Origin of the sequence: Streptomyces sp. NPDC058985 (genome assembly GCF_042740985.1) — a bacterium.
Lineage (GTDB): Bacteria > Actinomycetota > Actinomycetes > Streptomycetales > Streptomycetaceae > Streptomyces.
In genome coordinates this window covers 15,327-34,562 of record NZ_JBHYJX010000070.1, presented here as the reverse complement: position 1 = coordinate 34,562, position 19,236 = coordinate 15,327, and the positions used below count along the sequence as shown (strand labels likewise).

The window sequence follows — 19,236 nt, the reverse complement described above, 5'->3', positions numbered from 1 at the left end:
TACGAGGCTCTACGCCCGGCACGGCGAGAGCACGCACCTGACGCCGCGAGGCCGCCCTCCGGGCGACGACGGGAATTGTCAGACAGGCCCTAGGCCCCGCCCAGGACCCCGCGCACGAACGCGTTGCCGAACTTCCCCGCCGGATCCAGTGTCTCCGCCAGCGTCCGGAAGTCGTCGAGTCGCGGGTAGCGGGCGCGCAGTTCGTCCGCCGGGGTCGTGAAGACCTTCCCCCAGTGCGGCCGGGCGGCGAAGGGGGACAGCGCCCGCTCCAGGCCGCGCACCACCGGCAGTACCGCCGCCGTGTCCTCGACCCAGGTGAAGTGCGCCGCCACGGTGTCCCTCCCGTAGGACGGGCTCAGCCACTGCGTGTCGGCGGCCACCGTGCGTATCTCGCAGGTCTGGAGGACCGGCGCGAGGACGTCCCGGATCGCGTCCATCGCGTGCAGGGCGTCCAGGGCGTGCTCGCGCGGCATCAGGTACTCCGACTGGAGCTCGGCGCCGCTGCTGGGCACGAAGTCCGCGCGGAAGTGCGGCAGCCGCTCGTGCCACGGCCCCGGCACCCCGAACTGGTCCGTGCAGTTCACCGCGGGCATCCCGGGCACCGGGTGCATCCTGTCCACCGCCGGTTCCGCGTACGGGAACTCCGGCAGCGGCTGGTCCGTGCGCCGCTTCAGCCACACCTGCCGGAAGCCGGGCGCCCGCCAGTCGGTGAAGAGGCTCACGCTGTACGCCGACGCCATCACCGTCTCGAACGTCGCCGTGTCCAGATCCGTGAGCGGGAACTCCGTGAAGACGTGCTGCTCGACCTCGTAGGCCGGCTCCAGGTCCAGGGTGAGGGCCGTCACCACTCCGAGCGCGCCGAGTGACGTCACCGCGCCGCCGAACCGGTCGTCGCCGCGCGCGAGGACCAGCGTCGAGCCGTCCGCGGTGATCAGCTCCACCTCGCGCACCTCCGACGCCAGCGAGCCGTTGCCCACCCCGGAGCCGTGCGTGCCGGTCGCCACCGAACCGGCCACCGAGATGTGCGGCAGCGACGCCATGTTCGCCAGCGCCAGACCCCGCGCGTGCACCCGCCGGGCCAGCTCCGCGTACCGGACGCCGCCGCCCACCCGCACCGTGCGGGCCGCCGTGTCGACGTCCACCTCGGACGGCAGGTCGGCCAACGACAGCAGGACCCCGCCGTCGCCCGGCTCGGCGATCTCGTTGAAGGAGTGCCCGCTGCCCAGCACCCGCAGCCGCGCACTGTCCGCCACCAGGGCCCGCAGCACGGCCGGCGAGCGCGGCCGCAGCAGCTCCTTGGCCGTGTAGGTGATGTTGCCGGCCCAGTTGGTCACCGTGACGTCGCTCATACCGCGGAAACCTACCCGGCGCGCCTGGAAGGGGCCCCGGGCGGGAAGCCGCACGCGCGGGGGCATACCGTGAGAAGTCGAACGCCTGAGCCGGGAGGAGACACGGATGGGCAGCCGTACCGCGCTGGTCGAGGATCTTATGGAGCGCTTTCCGCACGTACCGCGGGAAGCCGTCTTCAAGGAGGACCTGCTCCGCGGCGGGGTGGCCTTCGACCCCTCCGCGCTGAGCGACAACGAGTCGGGTGAGGTCAAGCCGAAGTCGTACTTCATCTTCTCCTTCGACCACGGCACCCTGCCCGAGCTGGGCGAGGCCGCGCTGCGCCGCCCGCCCGAGGAGATCATCCTCACCGGCGGCCCCTACGACCTGCGCCGCACCGTCGTCTCGGTGCGCGTCAACCCGTCCTCGCCGTACCGGGTCGCCTCCGACGAGCACGGCCAGCTCGGCCTCTACCTCGACGGCAAGCGCATCTCGGACGTCGGCGTGCCGCCGATGCCGGAGTACTACCGCCACAAGCTCGCCAACGGGAAGTCGGTCATGGAGGTGGCCCCGACCATCCAGTGGGGCTACCTGATCTACCTGACCGCGTTCCGGGTCTGCCAGTACTTCGGCGCCAAGGAGGAGTGCCAGTACTGCGACATCAACCACAACTGGCGCCAGCACAAGGCGGCGGGCCGCCCCTACACGGGCGTGAAGGACGTCGACGAGGTCCTCGAAGCGCTCGACATCATCAACACGTACGACACGGCCAAGACGTCCACCGCCTACACGCTCACCGGCGGCGCCATCACGTCGAAGGTCCAGGGACTGGACGAGGCGGACTTCTACGGGCGCTACGCCAAGGCCATCGAGGAGCACTTCCCCGGCCGCTGGATCGGCAAGGTCGTCGCCCAGGCGCTGCCCAAGGACGACGTCCAGCGCTTCAAGGACTACGGCGTCCAGATCTACCACCCCAACTACGAGGTGTGGGACGAGTACCTGTTCAAGATGTACTGCCCGGGCAAGGAGCGCTACGTCGGCCGCGACGAGTGGCACAAGCGCATCCTCGACTCCGCCGACGTCTTCGGCGCGCGCAACGTCATCCCGAACTTCGTGGCGGGCGTGGAGATGGCCGAGCCCTTCGGCTTCAAGACGGTCGACGAGGCCATCGCCTCCACCACCGAGGGCCTGCGCTTCTTCATGTCGCAGGGCATCACGCCCCGCTTCACCACCTGGTGCCCCGAGCCCACCACCCCGCTGGGCAAGACCAATCCCGACGGCGCCCCGCTGGAGTACCACATCCGGTTGCTCCAGGCCTACCGGCAGACGATGGAGGAGTTCGGTCTCTCCTCGCCCCCCGGCTACGGCCCGCCCGGCGCCGGCAACGCGGTCTTCTCCGTCAGCTCCTTCATGGACAGCCTGCCGGAGGACGCGCCCGTCGAGGTGTGAAGCGAGCAATAGCGCGCAACTTCTGCGCGTTATTGCCTGTGTGTGCGGCGCGTACCAGAGTGGACTGACCGACGCACCGCACGCACAGGAGAACGACCATGCCCGATCCCAGCCCCGGCGCCACGCGGGCCCACGACGCCCTGGAAGCCTCCCGGCAGCTCGTCGCGGAGCGCAAGGGGGTGCCGATGGTTGTCTCCCTGCGTGGCGCCCGGCCGGCGGCCACGCAGGTGACGAGCAGCGCGGACGCCCGCCTCGCCGACCTCTTCGAGACCTTCCACCGGGAGCTGCACCCCGGCGGCGCCGACGACGAGACCGCGCTCGTCGAGACCCTCCAGGCCGTCGCGTACGACCGCCTCCCCGGCGGCGAGCGCGGCCCGCACACCTCGGCGGCGGCCACGCCGGACGCGCTCCCCGGACCCGCCGAGATCGGCTACGACGCCACCCTCTCCGACCTGCGCGCCGGCCGCTTCCTGCGGGTGATGAACTACCACAACACCCCGCCGGGCATGCGGGACGAACTGGTCGCCGAACTGACCGCGCTGGCCCGCGACTACGCCATCGTCACCCCCGACGACCTGGACCGCTTCATGCGCACCGGCGAGTGGCACCAGGACCGGCCCGCCCTCCTCGTCGCCATCTACGAGGGGTACCGCGACAACTACGACGTGGCCGCCGCCGCGTGCGAGGAGGCCGGCGTCACCGGCTGGTTCTTCGTCTGCACCGCCTTCATGGACACCCCCGCCGGCCGGCAGTACGACTTCGCGCTGGAGCACCGGATCAAGCTGGTCGACGAGAACCCGCGCGGTGAGCGCATCGCCATGACCTGGGACGAGGTGGCGGACCTGCACCGCAGGGGGCACGTGGTCACCCCGCACACCGCCTCCCACGAACTGGCGGAGCGCGTGGTGACGGAGGACGACGTGCACCGCGAGGTGGTCGAGCCCAAGCGGCTGATCGACGCGGCCACCGGCGGCGACGCCGTCTGCACCGCCTGGCTGGCCGGCACCCACTGGACCGGGCGGGGCACCGCCGACCGCGCCCTCGTGGACGCCGGGTACCGGTATCTCTTCAGCAACACGATGGTGCAGCGCCTCCCGGACCCACGGGACTGACCCACCGTACGGCGAAGGGCCGGGCGCACCCCAGGTGCCCCGGCCCTTCGCCGTACCGCCCGACGGGTCAGCCGAGGTACTGCACCATCGTGTTGCTGAACTGGTAGCGGTACCCCGCCTCCCGGACGGCCGCGTCCACCCTGGAGTTCTTGCCGAACGGCGTGCCCCACAGGAAGGCGGTGCAGGCCGCGTCCTGGCCGGTGACCTCGTCCATCCGCCGCTTGGGCTCCAGGACCTCGTACCGGATCGCCTCGTCGGTCTCCAGGGAGGCGGCGCTCGCGTGGCTCGCGGTGTGCGGGGTGACGACGTGGCGCGTGCTCAGGTCCGCCACCTGGTCCCAGGTCATGGCGAGCCGGTCGCCCTCGCGGTCCTCGGGGACCAGGTCGATGTTGTGGGCGTTGGCGTAGTCGAACTGCTCGGCCACCGGCACGTCGAGGAAGGCCGTGCAGATGAAGAACCAGCCGGTCAGCCCCGCCTCCTCGGCGAGCGGCGCGGCCACCTCGGCGTTGTTGCGGTACCCCTCGTAGAAGACCGGGATGATGCCGGGGCGGGACTTGTGCCACTCGCCGGTGGCGCGGAACGCGTCCAGGTCCTCCAGCGTCACCGGGTCGAACCGCTCGGCGAGGGAACGGAGTTCGGCCCTGACCTTCTCCGTGTCGGCCTCCGGCGTGTTGTGGTAGTTCACCACCCGCAGGAACCGGCCCTCCTGGAAGGCGCGTTCGTGCGCGGTGAAGCTCGCGCCCGGGATGTCGGCGTGCTGGGTCATCGCTGCTCCTCGGTGCTCTGTGCGGCGGCGGCAGCCGGTGCCTGCGGGGTGAAGTGGGAGACGGCCATGACCTGGAGGACGTCGATCAGCGCGGGCTCCGCGTCGTCCGCGCACTCCGGCGAGAGCGCCGAGCGGTAGTGACCGAGGAGCGACGCGAGCCCGGCACCCTCGGCGCGCACCGGCTCCTCGGCCGCCGGCCGCGCCTCGACGCTCTGCAGGGCCAGGAACATGGGGATGCCCTCGCGTTCGAGGGCGCGTTCGCCGGCGTCGGTCAGCACCCGGCGCGGGTCGGCGACCGGCTCGGGACCGGTGGGGGCGGAGGGCATGGGCGAGCCTTTCTCGACGGGCCCGGCGGAGGCCGGGGACGCAGGGGCGAGGAGACGCAGTTGGGCGGCGGCCGCTTCGGAGGCGGCCTCGCGGCCGGCGGCCAGGTAGCGGCGGGGGTCGACACGGTCGGTGGCGGCGAGCGCCTCCCGGACGGCGGCGGTGAACGCGGTGTTGAGGTGCGTACCGAAGTTGATCTTCCGCATGCCGTTGCGCACGGCCTCGCGGAGTTCGGCCTCGGGCACGCCCGACGACCCGTGCAGCACCAGGGGGACGTCCACCGCGTCCCGCAGCCGGGCGATCAGGTCCTGGTCGAGGCGGGCGGTGCGGGTGGTCATCGCGTGCGAACTGCCGACCGCGACGGCCAGCGCGTCCACGCCGGTGGCGGCCACGAAGGCGGCGGCCTCGGCCGGATCGGTACGGGCGGTGGCGGCGTGCACGCCGTCCTTGCCGCCGATCTCGCCCAGCTCCGCCTCCACCCACACGCCCCGGGCGTGCAGGCGTGCGGTCACCTCGGCGGTGACCCGCACGTTCTCGTCGTGCGGGAGCCGGGAGGCGTCGAACATCACCGACGTGCACCCGAGGTCCGGGGCCGCGCAGGCCAGTTCGGGGTCCTCGATGTGGTCGAGGTGCAGGGACAGGGGGACACGGCAGCGCCGGGCCACCGCGGCGCAGGCGGCGACGACGACCGCCGGGTCGTCACCGTGGTAGCGCACCGCGTTGTGGCTGACGGCGAGGATGGCGGGCAGGCCGGTGCGCTCGCAGGCGGCGGCGATCGCCTGGGCGTGCTCCAGCGTGATCACGTTGAAGGCCAGGGCCGCCGTGTCGGAACGGATCGCCAGGTCGACGACGTGGGAGGTGGCTGTCAGAGGCATGGCTTGTGGCTTCTCTTCGGTCTCTCGCATGGGGGTGGGCGGCGGGCGGCGGACGGCCGTCGGTGGTCAGGCGTGCAGGACCCGTCCGCCGCCGGCCGCGAGGGCGGCGGGTACGGGGTGATGGGGCGGGGCGTCGGTGACCAGCGTGCCGACCCGCGTCAGCGGGGCCAGCCGGACCGGCCCCCGGCGGCCGAGCTTCGACTCGTCGGCGAGGACCACGATGTCGTGCCCGGCGCCCAGCAGCGCCCGGTCCGTCTGTGCCTCGTCGACATGCGCACCGGTCAGACCCGCCTCGGCGTGCAGGCCGTACGCGCTGCTGAACACCTGGTCGATCTGCAGCTCGCTCAGCGCCAGCTCCGCCAGGTGACCGAGCAGGGACTGCTCGCGGTGGCGCAGGACGCCGCCGAGGACGATCACGTCGGTCGACGAACTGGCGGACAGTATCTGGGCGATGGGCAGGGCATTGGTGACGACGGTCAGCCCCCGGCGCTCGGTGAGCCGGCCGGCCAGCGCCTCGGTGGTGGTCCCGCCGCTGATCAGGATGGTGCTGCGGTCCTGGATCAGCGACAGCGCGGTGTCCGCGATACGCCGCTTCTGCTCGGGCTGTTCGGCCGCGCGCACCGGCTGGTCGGGCTCCACGGAGTCCGCGAGGGCGGTGGCCCCGCCGTGCACCCGGCGCAGCAGCCCCTGGAGTTCCAGGTCCCGCAGGTCCCGCCGGACGGTGGAGGGACTGATGCGCAGCAGCCGGGACAGCTCGACGACGTTCACCGCGCCCCGGCTGCGCAGCCGGTCCAGGACGGCGTGATGGCGCTGGGGGGCGAGGAGGAAGTCAGTAGCCACGGCCGCGGTCCACCAGGTTGAGCAGGTCCGAACCGGCCAGATGCCGCTCGATGTTCTCGCCGACCAGCCGCAGCACCTGCTCCTCGTAGTCCGGCGCGAAGCCCGCCACGTGCGGGGTCAGCAGGACACCCGGCTCGGTCCACCAGGGGCTGTCGGCGCCGAGCGGCTCCTCGTCGAAGACGTCGAGCGCGGCCCCGGCCACGTGCCCCGAGCGCAGCGCCCGCAGCAGCGCCTCCTCGTCGACGATGCCGCCGCGCGCCACGTTGACGACCATCGCGCCCTCCTTGAGCGCGGCCAGGGCGTCGGCGTCGACCATGCCCGCGGTCTCGTCGGTCAGCGGGCAGGTGACCACCAGGTAGTCGCAGCGGGCGAGGAAGTCGTGCAGCCGGTCGGGGGTGTAGATCTCGGCGTCCGCCTCGTCCCGGGCGGCGGCGCCGAAGAAGGCGCCGGAACGGGCCGCCCTGCCGCGCTTGAGGCCGAGGACCTCCATGTGGTGGGCGCGGGCGAGCCGGCCGATCTCCTGCCCGATCCGCCCGTACCCGATGACGCCGAGGGTGGCGCCGCGCAGGGATCGCGGCATCAGGGTGTTCCACCGCTCGCTCAGGGACGGCCAGACACCGGACCGCTGGACGGCCACCGCGCGCGGCAGGCGGTGCGCGAGACCGAGGACCATCATCATCACGTACTCGGCCATCGGCACCGGTGAGATGCCGCCGATGGAGGTGATGGGGACCGGCAGTTCCCAGGCGGGCGTGCCCTTGAGGTGGTCCGCGCCCGAGGTGTCCAGCTGGATCCACTCCAGCGCCGGTGCCTGGCCGGGGCCGGGGAAGACCCCGCCGGTGTGCAGCACGCGGGTGCGCCGCCACACCTCGTCGGGGACGTCGGCGGCCTTCTCCGCCGTGATCTGGGTGATCTCCAGCCCCGGCACGCGCTCCCGCAGGCGGTCCAGCCAGACGTCGGAGAAGGACAGGGTGCTGAGGTAGTGGACGGGGGCGGGGGAGTGGGCAGGGGTGCCGGCAGAGGTCATTACTTGATTCCCGATCGTGCGAAACCCTGGACGAAGTACTTCTGGAAGCACAGGAAGATGACGACCATGGGCAGGACGGACAGCAGCGCGAGCGCCATGATCGCGCCGTAGTTGGCGGTGTACTCGCCGTTCACGAACTGCATGCCGACGGAGAGCGTGTAGAGCCGCGAGTCCTTGAGGACGGTCAGCGGCCAGGCGAAGTCGTTCCACTGGTACAGGAACGTCAGCAGCGACAGCACGGCGACGAGCGGCTTGCACAGCGGCAGCACCACGGTCACGAAGGTGCGTATCTGGCCGGCGCCGTCCATGCGGGCGGCCTCGATGATCTCGTCGGGGATGCCCAGCATGAACTGGCGGGCGAGGAAGATGCCGAAGGCGGTGGAGGAGGCGGGCAGGATGACGGCCCAGAAGCTGCCGAACAGGCCCATGCCGCTGACGAGTTTGAACTGCGGCACCATCAGGACCTGCACGGGCACCGTCATGGTGCTCAGCAGCAGCAGGAAGACCAGGCTGCGGCCCCGGAAGCGCATCTTGGCGAAGACGTAGCCGGCCAGCAGGTTGACCGCGACGGTGACCGCGACCACGCAGCAGGTGATCACGGTGGAGTTCATCGCCCAGGTCCACACCGGGAAGGCGAAGACGGTCCGGAAGTTCTCCAGGGTGAGGTCGCTCGGCCACCAGTGGAGGCTGGTGGTGTGCAGGTCGGACAGCGGCGAGAAGGCGGTCAGCAGCATCCAGTACAGCGGGAGCGCCATGGCCAGCCCCGCGAGCGCCGCCGCCGCGACCCGCAGGTACTTCAGGCGCTTGGCGCGCCGCTGCCGGGCGCCCGGGCGGGTGTCCGGACCGGGGAGTTGCGTCGAGATCGTGGACATCGGGGGTCCTTCGGGACGGGACGGGGGAACAGGGAGCCGGGGAGGGGTCAGCCGACCGTGTCCCGGTTGCGGCTGAAGCGCCACTGGAGGGCGGTGAAGGCCATGACCAGCAGGTAGAGCACGATGCCGATCGCCGCCGCGTAGCCCTGCTGGCGTCCTTCGAAGCCGTTGCGGTACGCGTACGTGATCATGACGTCGGTGGCGTGGCCCGGTCCGCCGAGCGTCATCACGAAGACGGTGTCGAAGACCTGGAACGAGTAGATGACGTTCATGATCAGCAGGAAGAAGGTGGACGGCCCGAGCATCGGCACGGTGATGTTGCGTACCTGCTGCCACCAGCCCGCGCCCTCCACCCGCGCCGCCTCGTACAGCTCGGGCGAGATGCCCTGGAGTCCGGCCAGGTAGATGACCATGTTGAAGCCGACCCGCATCCACAGCGTGATCAGGACGACCGACCCCATGGCCGCGGTGCCGTCGGTCTGCCACGGCAGCGCGTCGATCCCCACCGTGCCGATCAGCTTGTTCAGCAGGCCGATGTTCTCGTCGAACATCAGGGTGCCGATCAGCGCCGTGGCGACACCGGAGATGACCATCGGCAGATAGACGAGGGTGCGCCACAGCGGCCGGGCCGGCATCACCGAGTTGAACAGCAGTGCCAGACCGAGGCCCATCGCCATCTCGACGGGCACCGTCGCCACGCAGAACACGGCGGTGTTCGCCACGGTCCGCCAGAAGACGGGGTCCTCCACGAGCTGCCGGTAGTTGGCGAGACCGGCCCAGGTCGGCGAGGTAAGACCGGTGCTGTACTGGAAGCTCAGCACCAGGGCCATGACCAGGGGCACCAGGAGGAAGACGGTGACCAGGGTCAGGTTGGGGGCGAGCATCGTCCAGGCGGCGACGGTCTCGCGTATCCGGGCCGCGGACCTGGTCCGGCGCCGGCCCGGGGGCGGGGCGGGTTTCGCGGGCGGGGAGGTGCGGGCGGGTGAGGTGACGGTGGCCATGGCAGCTCCGTGGCGGGAGGAAGAAGAGGAGGAGTTCACTGGGCGGCGATGGCCGCGCGGGTGGCGTCGGCGATCTTCTGGAGGGTCGCCTCGGCCGACTGGCCGCTGACGAAGGCGGCCTCCAGCTCGTCCTGGAGCGCGGCGTTGATCCGTCCGAAGTAGGGCACGGCGACCTCACCGGTCATGGCCGGGGTCAGCGTCGTGGCCTGGTCGGCGAAGACGGGCATCAGGTCGGGCCGTTCCGCGTAGTCCAGGCGGCTCTGGAGCAGGCCCGGCCGGGTGGGCAGGACCACGGTCTCCTCGCAGTAGCGCCGCATGATCTCCTCGCTCACCAGGAACTTGAGGAAGTCGGCGGCCAGTTCGGGGTTCTCGGTGGTGCGGGTGGCCACCACGGCGTTGCCGCCGAGGTCGGTGGCGGCGACCCGGTCGCGGGGCTGGTAGGTGACGCCGTACAGGTCCGGGTCCAGGCCGCCCGCGGCGATCTGCGGCAGCAGGAAGTCACCGGCGAAGGCCATCGCCGTGGTGCCGGCGTTGAAGAGGGAGTCCGGGTAGGACGCCGTCTTGACCGAGCTGTTGGGCGGGACCCAGCCCTGGCGGAAGAAGTCCTGGGTGAAGCGCATGGCCCGCAGTCCGGCGGCCGATTCGAGGGCCGGAGCGCTCAGATCGCGGGTGAGCAGATGACCGCCCGCCTCCCACAGCCAGGTGAGCCAGCGGAACGCGCCCGCCTGCTGCCACCCGTAGGTGAAGGGATAGACGTGATCGAGCTTCTTGCTCAGTCTTGCGCATATCTCGCCGAACTCGTCCCAGGTCCAGGCGTCTTCGAGGCGCCGGGGCACCTCGGTGATGCCCGCGCGCTCGAACATGTCCTTGCGGTAGAGGACGGCGGTGGTGTCGGTGTGGTGCGGGACAGCGTACGGGCGGCCGTCGTGGCAGACCGCCTCCCACAGCGCGGGCAGGAACGACGTGCGCTCCGCCTCGCTGAAGTACGGCGACAGGTCCAGGAGTTGGTCGCTCGCGCTGTACATGCCGAGGTTGGCGTAGTCGCAGCGGAACAGGTCGGGGGCGCGGCCGCCCGCGAGCAGGGCGTCCATGTTGGTGTACATCTGCTGGTACGGCTCGACCTTGATGTGCACCCGGATGCCCCGGTTGCGCCGTTCGTAGGTCCGGGCCAGCGACCGGAAGGACGCGGTCTCCGCCTCGGTTCCCCAGAGCGCGAAGGTCAGCGTGTCCGGTCCCGCGCTGCCGGTGTTGGAGGGCGTGAAGCCCGAGCGACGCGCGAAACCGACCGCTCCGGCTCCGGCCACGGCTGCGCCGAGCAGCGCGCGCCTGGTGACGGACATGCGGCAACCTCCAGATGTCAAGGGCGGGTTCCGGCCTCGTCCGCAGCCGGCGATGACTGCTTTCTATCCCCCCTCACCAAGAGCAGTCAATAACAAGCAAGTCATGCTTTCTTTTGCTCATTTTCCCTTGACGCTGTGCGGGGGACCGCTTAGCGTCGGCGCATCCCCCGAGTGATGAGCGACGAGACGAGGTAGGGCATGCCGGTCATCCAGGTCACCGCACCCAGCGCGGACCCCGATCGGGACGCGGCGCGGCTGACCGCCCTGTGCCGGGCCGTCGCGGCGGAGCTGGGTCTGCCGGACTCCGGCGTGGTGGCCGTACTGGCCCCGGCGGCGGTCACGGTCACCGGGGAGGCGTCCGTCGCCGCCTGGCCGCTCGCCGTCGTGCACGGCTCTCGGCGCCCGGCGGCGGCCACGGACGCCGCGCTGCGGGCGCTGGGCCGGACCCTGGCCCGCGAGTGGGGCGTGCCGCACGACGGGGTCTGGACGGAGTGGAGCGCCGGACGGCTCGCGCCGGTCGCCGGGGCCGCGCGCGGCTGAGGCGGCGCTGGGCCGGGGGCCGCCGCGCCGGCCGGCCCGGCCGGTCAGACCCGGACCACGTCCACGCCGGCGGCGGCCAGCGCGGCCACCTCCGCCTCGGGCGCCGAGCCGTCGGTGATCACCCGGTGCAAGGCGGCGGACGACGCCACCCGCACCGGCCCGGAGCGCCCGAACTTGGAACCGTCCACCAGGACGGTCACCCGCTGCACCTTCGACAGCAGCCAGCGGTCGGTCTCGGCCTCGTCCACGTGCGCGCCGCTGATCCCGGCCGCGTTGATGCCGTACGCGCCGACGTACGCCTCGTCGATGTGCAGTTCCTCCAGCGCCTGCCGGGTCAGGTGCCCCAGCAGGGACATCTCGCGGTGCCTCAGGTAGCCGCCGAGCACGACCGTCGTGACCGTCTCGTGGTGCGCGAGTTCGCCCGCGAGGTGGAGCGAGTTGGTCACCACCGTCAGCTCCGGTATCCCGCCGAGCAGCGGGGCGAGCGCGGCCGTCGTGGTGCCGCCGGTGATCAGGACGGTGGCGCCGGGCCGGAGATAGCGGACGGCCGCCTCGGCCAGCTGCCGCTTCTCCCACGAGGCCACGTCGGTGCGGGCGGGACGGTCGGGTTCCTCGCTCGACTGCTGGGCGACGGCGCCGCCGTGGGTGCGGTTCAGCAGCCCCTGGTCCTGGAGGTGGGAGAGGTCGCGCCGGATGGTGGACGGGCTGACACCCAGCCGCTCGGCCAGCAGGCCCACCTGTGCCACGCCGGCCTCGCCCACCATCTCCAGCAGCCTGTTGCGGCGTTCGGCGCCCAGCATGCGGTTCCCTCGTCCCTCGTTCCCAGGCCGTGGCGTGTACGGCGTTGTCGTGCAGGAAACCTTACGCGGACGGACGCGTGGACCAGGGGCGTACCCGTCCGAGGACCGCGTCGCCGGGCGGGACGGCGTCCAGGACGCGCAGAGCGGCCCCGGAGATCTCCTCGGCCGTGTGCCACCGCGAGCCCTCCGGCCGGGCCCGCCAGCCCAGGACGAGCAGCCGGCAGCCGGGGGCCGGCCGCGCGCCGGCGGGAAGGAGCGCCGGGCTCCACGGGCCGGCGTCGCCCTCCTCGTCCTCCGGTGCCGCGTGCGCGCTGGTCAGCAGCAGGACCACGGGGCGTCCCGGCTCCACGGCCTCGGTCAGGGCGTGCACGGTGGCCGGGGTGGCGAGGGGGCAGTACAGCAGGGCGCCGGTGAACGGCCTGTCCCGCGCGGCCCGCGACAGCGCCTCGCGCAGTCCGGGTGCCTCGAAGTCGCGGGCCAGCGGCCGTGCCGCGCCGCCCGTGCCGCGCTCCAGGTCCCGCAGGGCGGTGGCGTTCCTGGCCAGCGCCGTGACGGTGGCGCCCCGCGCGGTCGCGGTGCGGACCGCGGGGAGCAGCGCGCCCGTCGCTCCCACGACCAGCAGGTGCGGGGTGGTGCGGGGTGCCTCGGTGGTGTCGTCGCCGGTGCCGTTGGAGTCCATGAGCGCTCAGTCTTGGTCGTACGTCCTGCTGACGCAAGCCAGGGTGCGCATTTTTGCTTGTCTGTGCTCATTGACGCGCGTTCCGGGCGTGTGCGACGGTGCCGACGTGGTGCGGGCGGTCAGCCGGCCAGGCGCCCCCACCACCGGATCCTTACGGCCGGCCGCGACGAGGACGCCCCATGGCAGCTGCTCCTTCCCCTTCCCTCACCAGCGCACCCCCGCCCCCGTCGCGCGGCGGCCTCGGCCTCGCCCAGGGCCGCTACGGCGAGCGCGGCAACCTGGAGCTCGTGCTCTGCGACGAGGACGACGGCCTGTGGGTGCTGTGGCACAACACCGACCCCGAAGGCACCGGGACGCCCGAGGGCGCGCCGCCCCCCGGCGAGTGGAGCGGCGGCCTGCACTTCGCCGCCGGCCGCCGCTACGACGACATACGCGTCCTGCAGAGCCGCAACGGGCCCGATCACCTGGAGGTCCTGGCCCGCTCCGGCGACTCGGCCCACCGCCTCCGCTGGAGCCCTCAGGCCGCGTTCACGGCCGAGGAGCCGCCCCCGGCCCGCCCCTTCCCGGCGCTCGCGCTCGCCGAGACCGCCGACGGGGCGCTGTGGACCGTACTGTCCCCGGAGCCCGGCACCGCGCCGGGCCGCCTGTACCGGGCCGACCCGGCGGGCTACCCGGACCTGGTCTGGGCCCCGGCCGCGCTCACCGGCCCGGACGGACGGCCCCCGCACGCGGTGGCCCTGGTGGCCGCCCCGGACGCCACCCGCCCCGCGGTCCTGACCGTCTCCCGCGCGAGCAGCCACTGGGCGGGCGCCGACGGCGCCGTGTCCACCCTGCCGGGCGCCGAGCACGCCGCCGCGGTGCACGGCGCCGACGGTCCGCTGGTGTTCCTGTCGGACGGCGGGGCGGACCTCATCGCCGTACACCCCGCCACGGACCGCCGCCGGAGCCTCACCCTCCCCGGTACCGGCCCCGTCACCGCACTGGCGGCCACCCCGGTCCGGCACGACCCCCGGCGCACCGACCTGGTCGTCCGCCGGGGCGACGCCCTCTGGCACCTGACCGACCGCGGCCCGGGAACGGAACCGGTCGCCCGCTCCCTGGTCAGCACGGTCCGCCGCGAGGACGGCGGTACGCGGCCGGTGCACCGGCGCTGACGACTCCGGTACGGCGAAAGGCGACAGCCCGGGCGCGTGCCCGGGCTGTCGTGCGGTCGTGAGGCGGGTCAGACGGTGACCGCGCCGTCCGAGGCGGAGCCCACCGTCGCGACGTACTTGCTGAAGACGCCGCGTTCCGCGAGGCGCTCCGGGCGGGTCCAGGCGGCGCGGCGGCGTTCGAGTTCCCCGTCGTCGACGAGGAGGTCGAGGGTCTCGGCCGCCGAGTCGACGGCCACGGTGTCGCCGTCCCGTACCAGGGCGATGGGTCCGCCCCGGTACGCTTCGGGGGCGACGTGGCCGATGACCAGGCCGTGCGAGACGCCGCTGAAACGGCCGTCCGTGACGAGCGCGACCGAGTCGCCGAGACCCTGGCCCACCAGCGCGCCGGTGATGGACAGCATCTCCCGCATGCCCGGGCCCCCGGCCGGTCCCTCGTACCGGACGACGACCACGTCACCGGCGCGCACGTGGCCGCCCTGGATGGCCTCGAAGCACTCCTCCTCCGAGTCGAAGACCCGCGCCGGGCCCTCGCGCCGGAAGTCGGCGCGGCCGCCCAGCTTGAGCACGCAGCCGTCGGGCGCGAGCGAACCGTGCAGCACGGCGAGCGCGCCCGGCGCCTTCACCGGCTCGGCGACGCTCGCCACCACGTCCTGGCCCGGCGCCTCCTGGGCGTCGGCGGCGACGTCGGCGAAGGAGCGGCCGTCGACCAGGGTCACGTTCTCGCGCAGCAGCCCCGCGTCCCGCAGCCGGGACGCCACCAGCGAGGTGCCGCCCGCCCGCCACAGGTCGACCGCGGTGTGCGGTCCGGAGGGCTTGAGGCCGGTGACGATGGGGACCTGGCGGCAGACCGCGCCGATCTCGTCGATCGCCAGGTCGAGACCCGCCTCGCGGGCCACTGCCAGCAGGTGGAGCACCGCGTTGGTGGAGCCGCCCATCGAGGCGACCGACACGATGGCGTTGTGCAGGGCGTCCCGCGTCAGGATGTGCGACGGGCGCACGTCCCGGGCGAAGACGTCCAGGGCGACCTCGCCCACGTGCTCGGCGGCGGCCTGCTTCTCCGCCGCGACCGCGGGGATGTCACCGACGCCGAAGGGCGCCAGGCCCATGAAGTCGGCGACCGCGCCCATGGTGTTGGCGGTGTACTGGGCGGCACAGGTACCCGCCCCGGGGCAGGCGTTGCGGGCCAGGTCGTCCACGTCCTCCTGGCCGAGCCGGCCGACCGCGCGCTCGCCGAGGGCCTCCCACATGTCCTGGATCGTCACGTCGCGGTCGCGCCAGCGGCCCGGCATCATGCTGCCGCTGTAGAGGAGCACGGCGGGGATGTCCAGGCGGGCCATCGCCATCATCGCCGCGGGCACCGTCTTGTCGCAGCCGACGATGCACACCAGGGCGTCGAAGGCGTGCGCGCGGCCCATCAGCTCGATGGAGTCCGCGATGACCTCCCGGCTGACCAGCGACGCCCGCATGCCCGGGGTGCCCATGGTGAGGTTGTCGGACACGGCGACGGTGTTGAACTCCATCGGCGTGCCGCCCGCCCTGCGCACACCGGTGGCCACGTGCCGGGCGAGGTCGCGGTGGGTGAGGTTGCAGGGCATCGTGCCCGTCCACGTGGACGCGATGCCCACCGTGGGCCTGCGCATGTCGTCGTCGGTCAGGCCCATGGCGTACAGGTGCGAGCGGGCCGGCGCGCGGTCGGGGTCGTCGGCGATGTTCATCGCGGTCCTCCTGCTGGTGACGGGACGGTGGGAAGAGGGAGGGGGCGGCCTCAGCCGGTGAGGCGCACCGTGTTGCGGAGCCGGCCGACGTGCTCCACCTCGACCTCCACGACGTCGCCGTCGCCGAGCCACAGCTGCGGGGTCCGGCCCATGCCGACGCCGTGCGGTGTGCCGGTGGCGATGACGTCGCCCGGGTGGAGCGTCATGTAGCGGGAGAGGTACGCGATGGTCTCGGCGACCCCGAAGATCATCTCCTTGGTGGAGCTGTCCTGGACGGTGGCGCCGTTGACCTTGGCGGAGATCGCCAGGGCCTGCGGGTCGGGGATGTCGTCGGCGCTGACCAGCCACGGCCCGAGCGGGCAGAAGCCGTCGAAGTTCTTGCCCCGGAACCACTGCCCGTCCGAGAACTGGGCGTCACGCGCCGACACGTCGTTGGCGACGGTGTAGCCGAAGACGTGCTCCATGGCCTGCTCGGCGGTCACGTCGCGGGCGGTCCGCCCGATGACGACGGCCAGCTCGGCCTCCCAGTCCAGCTGCTCACTGGCCCCCCGGGGCACGCGCACGTCCGCCGTCGGTCCGGTCAGGCAGTGGGCGGTCTTCACGAAGGCGAGGGGGACCTCCGGGGTATCGAGGCCGGTCTCGCGGATGTGGTCGGCGTAGTTGAGGCCGATGCAGACGATCTTCTGCGGGGCGGCGAGCGGGCTCAGCACCTCGACGTCGGCGAGCGGCACGCCCGGCACGTCCGCGGAGAGCACGTCCTGGGCGGTGCCGTCGGCGATCAGGTCGCGGACGGCGTCGGCCATGAAGCGGTCGTCCTCCGCGACGACCGGGTGGACGGTGTCGCCTTCGACGCGGGCGGCGAACACCCGGCCCTGGTGGCGGATACGGCTGATCTTCACTTGGTCTCCAAGGGGTACGGGGGACCCGTGGCGCGGGTCGGTCAGGCGAACCGGGGCAGGAAGGCCCGCTGGGCGTCGAGCAGTGCGTCGGTGAGGGCGACGGCCGTGTCCGGGTCGGTGACCGCGCCGTCGGCGATCATCGCCTCGACCACCAGGCCGCGGTCGCCCTTCATCGCGGCCTCCGTCGCCAGTTCGACCGAGGTCAGACGGCGGGCCAGGATTGAGGTGAGCGGCGCCGAGAGGTCGGGGACCGACACGGGGCGCAGCCCGCGCGCGGTGGCGACCGCCGGGACCTCGAGCGCCGCCTCGTCGGGCAGCCCCGGCACCGAGCCGCGGTTGGGCACGTTGACGGAGAACATCTCGCGCCGGTCGAAGCTGATCGACCGGATGATCGCGATGAGCTGCTCCTGCTCACCGGTGGAGTTCTCGAACGAGGCGGCGTCCAGCGGGGCGTCGTCCTCGGCCTGGGCGCGCATGCCCTGGTAGCGGTCCTCGCCCCACTGGAGGATCTCCGGGACGGAGAAGGCGTCGACGCCCAGCTTCTTGCCGTAGTAGTCGCCGCCCGCCCAGCGCTCGGGGAAGAACTCCAGCACGTGGCGGTCGTTGGCGGCCGGGTAGGCGCCGTAGCGGCGGAAGATCTCCCAGGAGAACGGGTTGTGCCACGCCTTGCCGTTCTCCCAGATGGCGCCGATGTCCGCGGGGTCGGCCGGCTCGGCCAGCTCCCGCTCCATCCGCGCGCGCACGCCGGGCCAGGCGTCCTTGCCGTTGTGCCGGAAGTCGTAGATGAAGGTGAGGTGGTTGATGCCCGCGTACAGCGTCGAGGTCTCCTCGAAGGGCAGCCCCGCGAACGCGGCCAGCTCCCGCTGGACGTGGTGCATGCCGTGGCACAGGCCGACGGGCGTGGCGCCCGCGTAGCGCGTCATGGCCTGGACGTTCGCCGTCATCGGATTGCTGTAGTTGAAGAAGAAGGCGTCCGGCGCGAGGTCGGCGATGTCGCGGGCGACGTCCACCATCACCGGGACCGTGCGCAGCAGACGTGAGATGCCGCCGGGCATCACCGAGTCGCCCACCGGCTGGTAGACGCCGTGCTCCTGGCAGATCTCGTGGTCCCGCTGCCACGCGGGGCGTCCGCCCACGCCGACACAGGTCACCACGTAGTCCGCGCCGGGCAGTTCGGTGCGCCGGTCGGCCGAGGCACGGACGGTGATCCGGTTCCCGGCCTCCCGCGCCTCGACCATGCGCCGGGCGAGCCGCGCGGCCACGGCCAGCGCCTCCTCGTTGACGTCGACCAGGCGGATCTCCCAGGACCCGAGGTCGTCCGCGGTGATCAGGTCGGCGAGCAGTCCGCGGGTGAACACGGCGCTGCCCGCGCCGATCAGGACGAGCACGCGGGTGTCGGACATCAGGGGGTTCCTTTCAGCGGGACCGCCCGGTGGTGGGGCGGGATGAGGGAGTCTTGGCGGTGCTACGGCGACGGGGGCCCTTGCGGGGACCGCAGCGCGGCGCGGGCCGTGTCGTCCAGCGGGGTGCCGGCCAGCGACGCGGCGTGGAGGGCGGCGCCGACCACGGGTTCGTACAGGGGAGGACGCAGGTCGAAGCGCGCGTCCAGACGGGTAAGTTCGGCGCGGAAGGCATCGGCCACCGGCCGGGCCCCGAAGACCCCGCCCGAGTACGACACGGGGACCGGCTCGGTCGTGGGGAAGCCGAGCTGTTCCCGGGCCGCGTCCGCCAGCAGCGCCAGCTCCCGCCCGGCCCGGGCGAGGATCGCCCCGGCGACGGAGTCGCCCAGCTCGGCGGCCTCGGTGACCCGGCGGCTGAGGGCGGCGACGCCGTCCCGGCCGAGCCCGCCGTACAGCACCCGGCCCACCACGTCGAGGTCCGAGCCGAGGTCCAGCGCCTGGCGCAGTACGTCGGCCAGCGGGCCCGGGGCGAGCCGGCCGTCGCTCATGCGGGTGAAGGCGTTCAGCCCCCGCACGGCGATCCAGTGGGCCGAGCCCTCGTCGCCGAACAGCTCGCCCCAGCCCCCGGTGCGCGCGGTCCGTCCCGCCCGTTCGCCGTAGGCCATCGACCCGGTGCCGCCGATCACGTTGATCCCGGCGGCCAGGCCGAGGGAGCCGGCCCAGCCGCAGACCATGTCGTTGCCGACGCCGTACCGGTCGTGGCCCAGCAGGCGGCCGGGCAGGGCGTCGAGGGCCGCCGTCAGCGCGGGCGACTCCCCGTGGGCGGGCAGCCCGAAGAAGGAGTGGGTCACGTCCGCGGGGGCGACGCCCGACTCGGCGCACACCCGGGCCACACCCTCGGCGAGCACCGGGTACGTGCCGAACGACCCGTCGTCGCCGGCCTCGTCCGCGGGCGAGGTGCCGGGACCCGTCACCCGGGCCCGCACCGTGCCCGAGGCGTCCACGAGACAGAAGGCGGTCTTGGTGCCCCCGCCGTCCACACCGAGGAACACGGCGTCGGGCGCGGGGTGCCGGTCGTCCTTCACGGGCTGCACGGAGGCCATGCGGCTCTCCTCTC

General features: G+C 72.8%; 17 protein-coding genes and 1 pseudogene. 4 read left to right on the top strand and 14 right to left on the bottom strand.

What is annotated here, in order from left to right:
• Window positions 1-89: 89 nt before the first annotated feature.
• Window positions 90-1,349, bottom strand: a complete 1,260-nt coding sequence (locus tag ACFW01_RS36320; protein WP_234961518.1) for an FAD-binding protein — start codon at window positions 1,347-1,349, stop codon at window positions 90-92.
• Window positions 1,350-1,455: 106 nt separating this feature from the next.
• Here ACFW01_RS36320 and ACFW01_RS36315 point away from each other — a divergent pair, with 106 nt between their 5' ends.
• The gene (locus ACFW01_RS36315) at window positions 1,456-2,775 is read left to right on the top strand and encodes a radical SAM protein (RefSeq protein ID WP_122618221.1); all 1,320 of its coding nucleotides are present in this window, start codon (window positions 1,456-1,458) and stop codon (window positions 2,773-2,775) included.
• 98 nt (window positions 2,776-2,873) lie between these two features.
• The gene (locus tag ACFW01_RS36310; RefSeq protein WP_384510847.1) at window positions 2,874-3,887 is read left to right on the top strand and encodes a polysaccharide deacetylase family protein; all 1,014 of its coding nucleotides are present in this window, start codon (window positions 2,874-2,876) and stop codon (window positions 3,885-3,887) included.
• A 67-nt stretch (window positions 3,888-3,954) separates the two neighbouring features.
• Here the strand turns inward: ACFW01_RS36310 and ACFW01_RS36305 are convergent, their stop codons facing one another.
• The 7 genes and pseudogenes from ACFW01_RS36305 to ACFW01_RS36275 form a co-directional block, all read right to left on the bottom strand.
• Window positions 3,955-4,653, bottom strand: a complete 699-nt coding sequence (locus ACFW01_RS36305; RefSeq protein WP_384510844.1) for a polysaccharide deacetylase family protein — start codon at window positions 4,651-4,653, stop codon at window positions 3,955-3,957.
• Window positions 4,654-5,027: 374 nt separating this feature from the next.
• Window positions 5,028-5,852 (bottom strand): annotated as a pseudogene (locus ACFW01_RS36300) (class II fructose-bisphosphate aldolase); the annotation flags it as partial.
• Between the two features lie 66 nt (window positions 5,853-5,918).
• Window positions 5,919-6,692, bottom strand: coding sequence for a DeoR/GlpR family DNA-binding transcription regulator (locus ACFW01_RS36295; RefSeq protein WP_384510841.1), 774 nt, complete (start codon window positions 6,690-6,692; stop codon window positions 5,919-5,921).
• Window positions 6,682-7,719, bottom strand: coding sequence for a D-2-hydroxyacid dehydrogenase (locus tag ACFW01_RS36290; protein ID WP_234961522.1), 1,038 nt, complete (start codon window positions 7,717-7,719; stop codon window positions 6,682-6,684). Before ACFW01_RS36290 ends, ACFW01_RS36295 begins: the two co-directional genes overlap by 11 nt.
• Window positions 7,719-8,591 (bottom strand): carbohydrate ABC transporter permease, encoded by an 873-nt coding sequence (locus tag ACFW01_RS36285; RefSeq protein WP_384510838.1) that lies wholly within the window; start codon window positions 8,589-8,591, stop codon window positions 7,719-7,721. The genes ACFW01_RS36290 and ACFW01_RS36285 overlap by 1 nt, the downstream gene beginning before the upstream one ends.
• Before the next feature lie 47 nt (window positions 8,592-8,638).
• Complete coding sequence (locus ACFW01_RS36280) at window positions 8,639-9,592, bottom strand: carbohydrate ABC transporter permease (protein WP_384510835.1); 954 nt, start codon at window positions 9,590-9,592, stop codon at window positions 8,639-8,641.
• 35 nt (window positions 9,593-9,627) lie between these two features.
• Window positions 9,628-10,932 (bottom strand): sugar ABC transporter substrate-binding protein, encoded by a 1,305-nt coding sequence (locus ACFW01_RS36275; protein WP_234961524.1) that lies wholly within the window; start codon window positions 10,930-10,932, stop codon window positions 9,628-9,630.
• 198 nt (window positions 10,933-11,130) lie between these two features.
• Between ACFW01_RS36275 and ACFW01_RS36270 the strand changes: the two genes are divergently transcribed.
• Window positions 11,131-11,472, top strand: a complete 342-nt coding sequence (locus tag ACFW01_RS36270) for a hypothetical protein (RefSeq protein ID WP_384510832.1) — start codon at window positions 11,131-11,133, stop codon at window positions 11,470-11,472.
• 44 nt (window positions 11,473-11,516) lie between these two features.
• Here the strand turns inward: ACFW01_RS36270 and ACFW01_RS36265 are convergent, their stop codons facing one another.
• Both ACFW01_RS36265 and ACFW01_RS36260 read right to left on the bottom strand, forming a co-directional pair.
• Entirely contained in the window at window positions 11,517-12,272 is a 756-nt protein-coding gene (locus ACFW01_RS36265; protein ID WP_234961526.1) for a DeoR/GlpR family DNA-binding transcription regulator, read from the bottom strand.
• Window positions 12,273-12,333: 61 nt separating this feature from the next.
• Entirely contained in the window at window positions 12,334-12,951 is a 618-nt protein-coding gene (locus tag ACFW01_RS36260) for a hypothetical protein (protein ID WP_384510829.1), read from the bottom strand.
• 179 nt (window positions 12,952-13,130) lie between these two features.
• Here ACFW01_RS36260 and ACFW01_RS36255 point away from each other — a divergent pair, with 179 nt between their 5' ends.
• Entirely contained in the window at window positions 13,131-14,105 is a 975-nt protein-coding gene (locus ACFW01_RS36255; RefSeq protein ID WP_234961528.1) for a hypothetical protein, read from the top strand.
• Window positions 14,106-14,173: 68 nt separating this feature from the next.
• On the opposite strand, the gene ilvD is transcribed toward ACFW01_RS36255, so the two are convergent.
• From ilvD to ACFW01_RS36235, 4 genes are all read right to left on the bottom strand, one after another.
• Window positions 14,174-15,820 (bottom strand): dihydroxy-acid dehydratase, encoded by a 1,647-nt coding sequence (gene ilvD / locus ACFW01_RS36250; protein ID WP_384510825.1) that lies wholly within the window; start codon window positions 15,818-15,820, stop codon window positions 14,174-14,176.
• A 50-nt stretch (window positions 15,821-15,870) separates the two neighbouring features.
• Window positions 15,871-16,719: a fumarylacetoacetate hydrolase family protein gene (locus tag ACFW01_RS36245; protein ID WP_234961530.1), complete on the bottom strand. Its 849-nt coding sequence runs from the start codon at window positions 16,717-16,719 to the stop codon at window positions 15,871-15,873.
• A gap of 41 nt (window positions 16,720-16,760) precedes the next feature.
• On the bottom strand, window positions 16,761-18,122 hold the full coding sequence (locus ACFW01_RS36240; protein WP_234961531.1) for a hypothetical protein: 1,362 nt from the start codon (window positions 18,120-18,122) through the stop codon (window positions 16,761-16,763).
• Between the two features lie 62 nt (window positions 18,123-18,184).
• Window positions 18,185-19,222, bottom strand: a complete 1,038-nt coding sequence (locus tag ACFW01_RS36235; RefSeq protein WP_384510820.1) for an N-acetylglucosamine kinase — start codon at window positions 19,220-19,222, stop codon at window positions 18,185-18,187.
• Window positions 19,223-19,236: the final 14 nt, after the last annotated feature.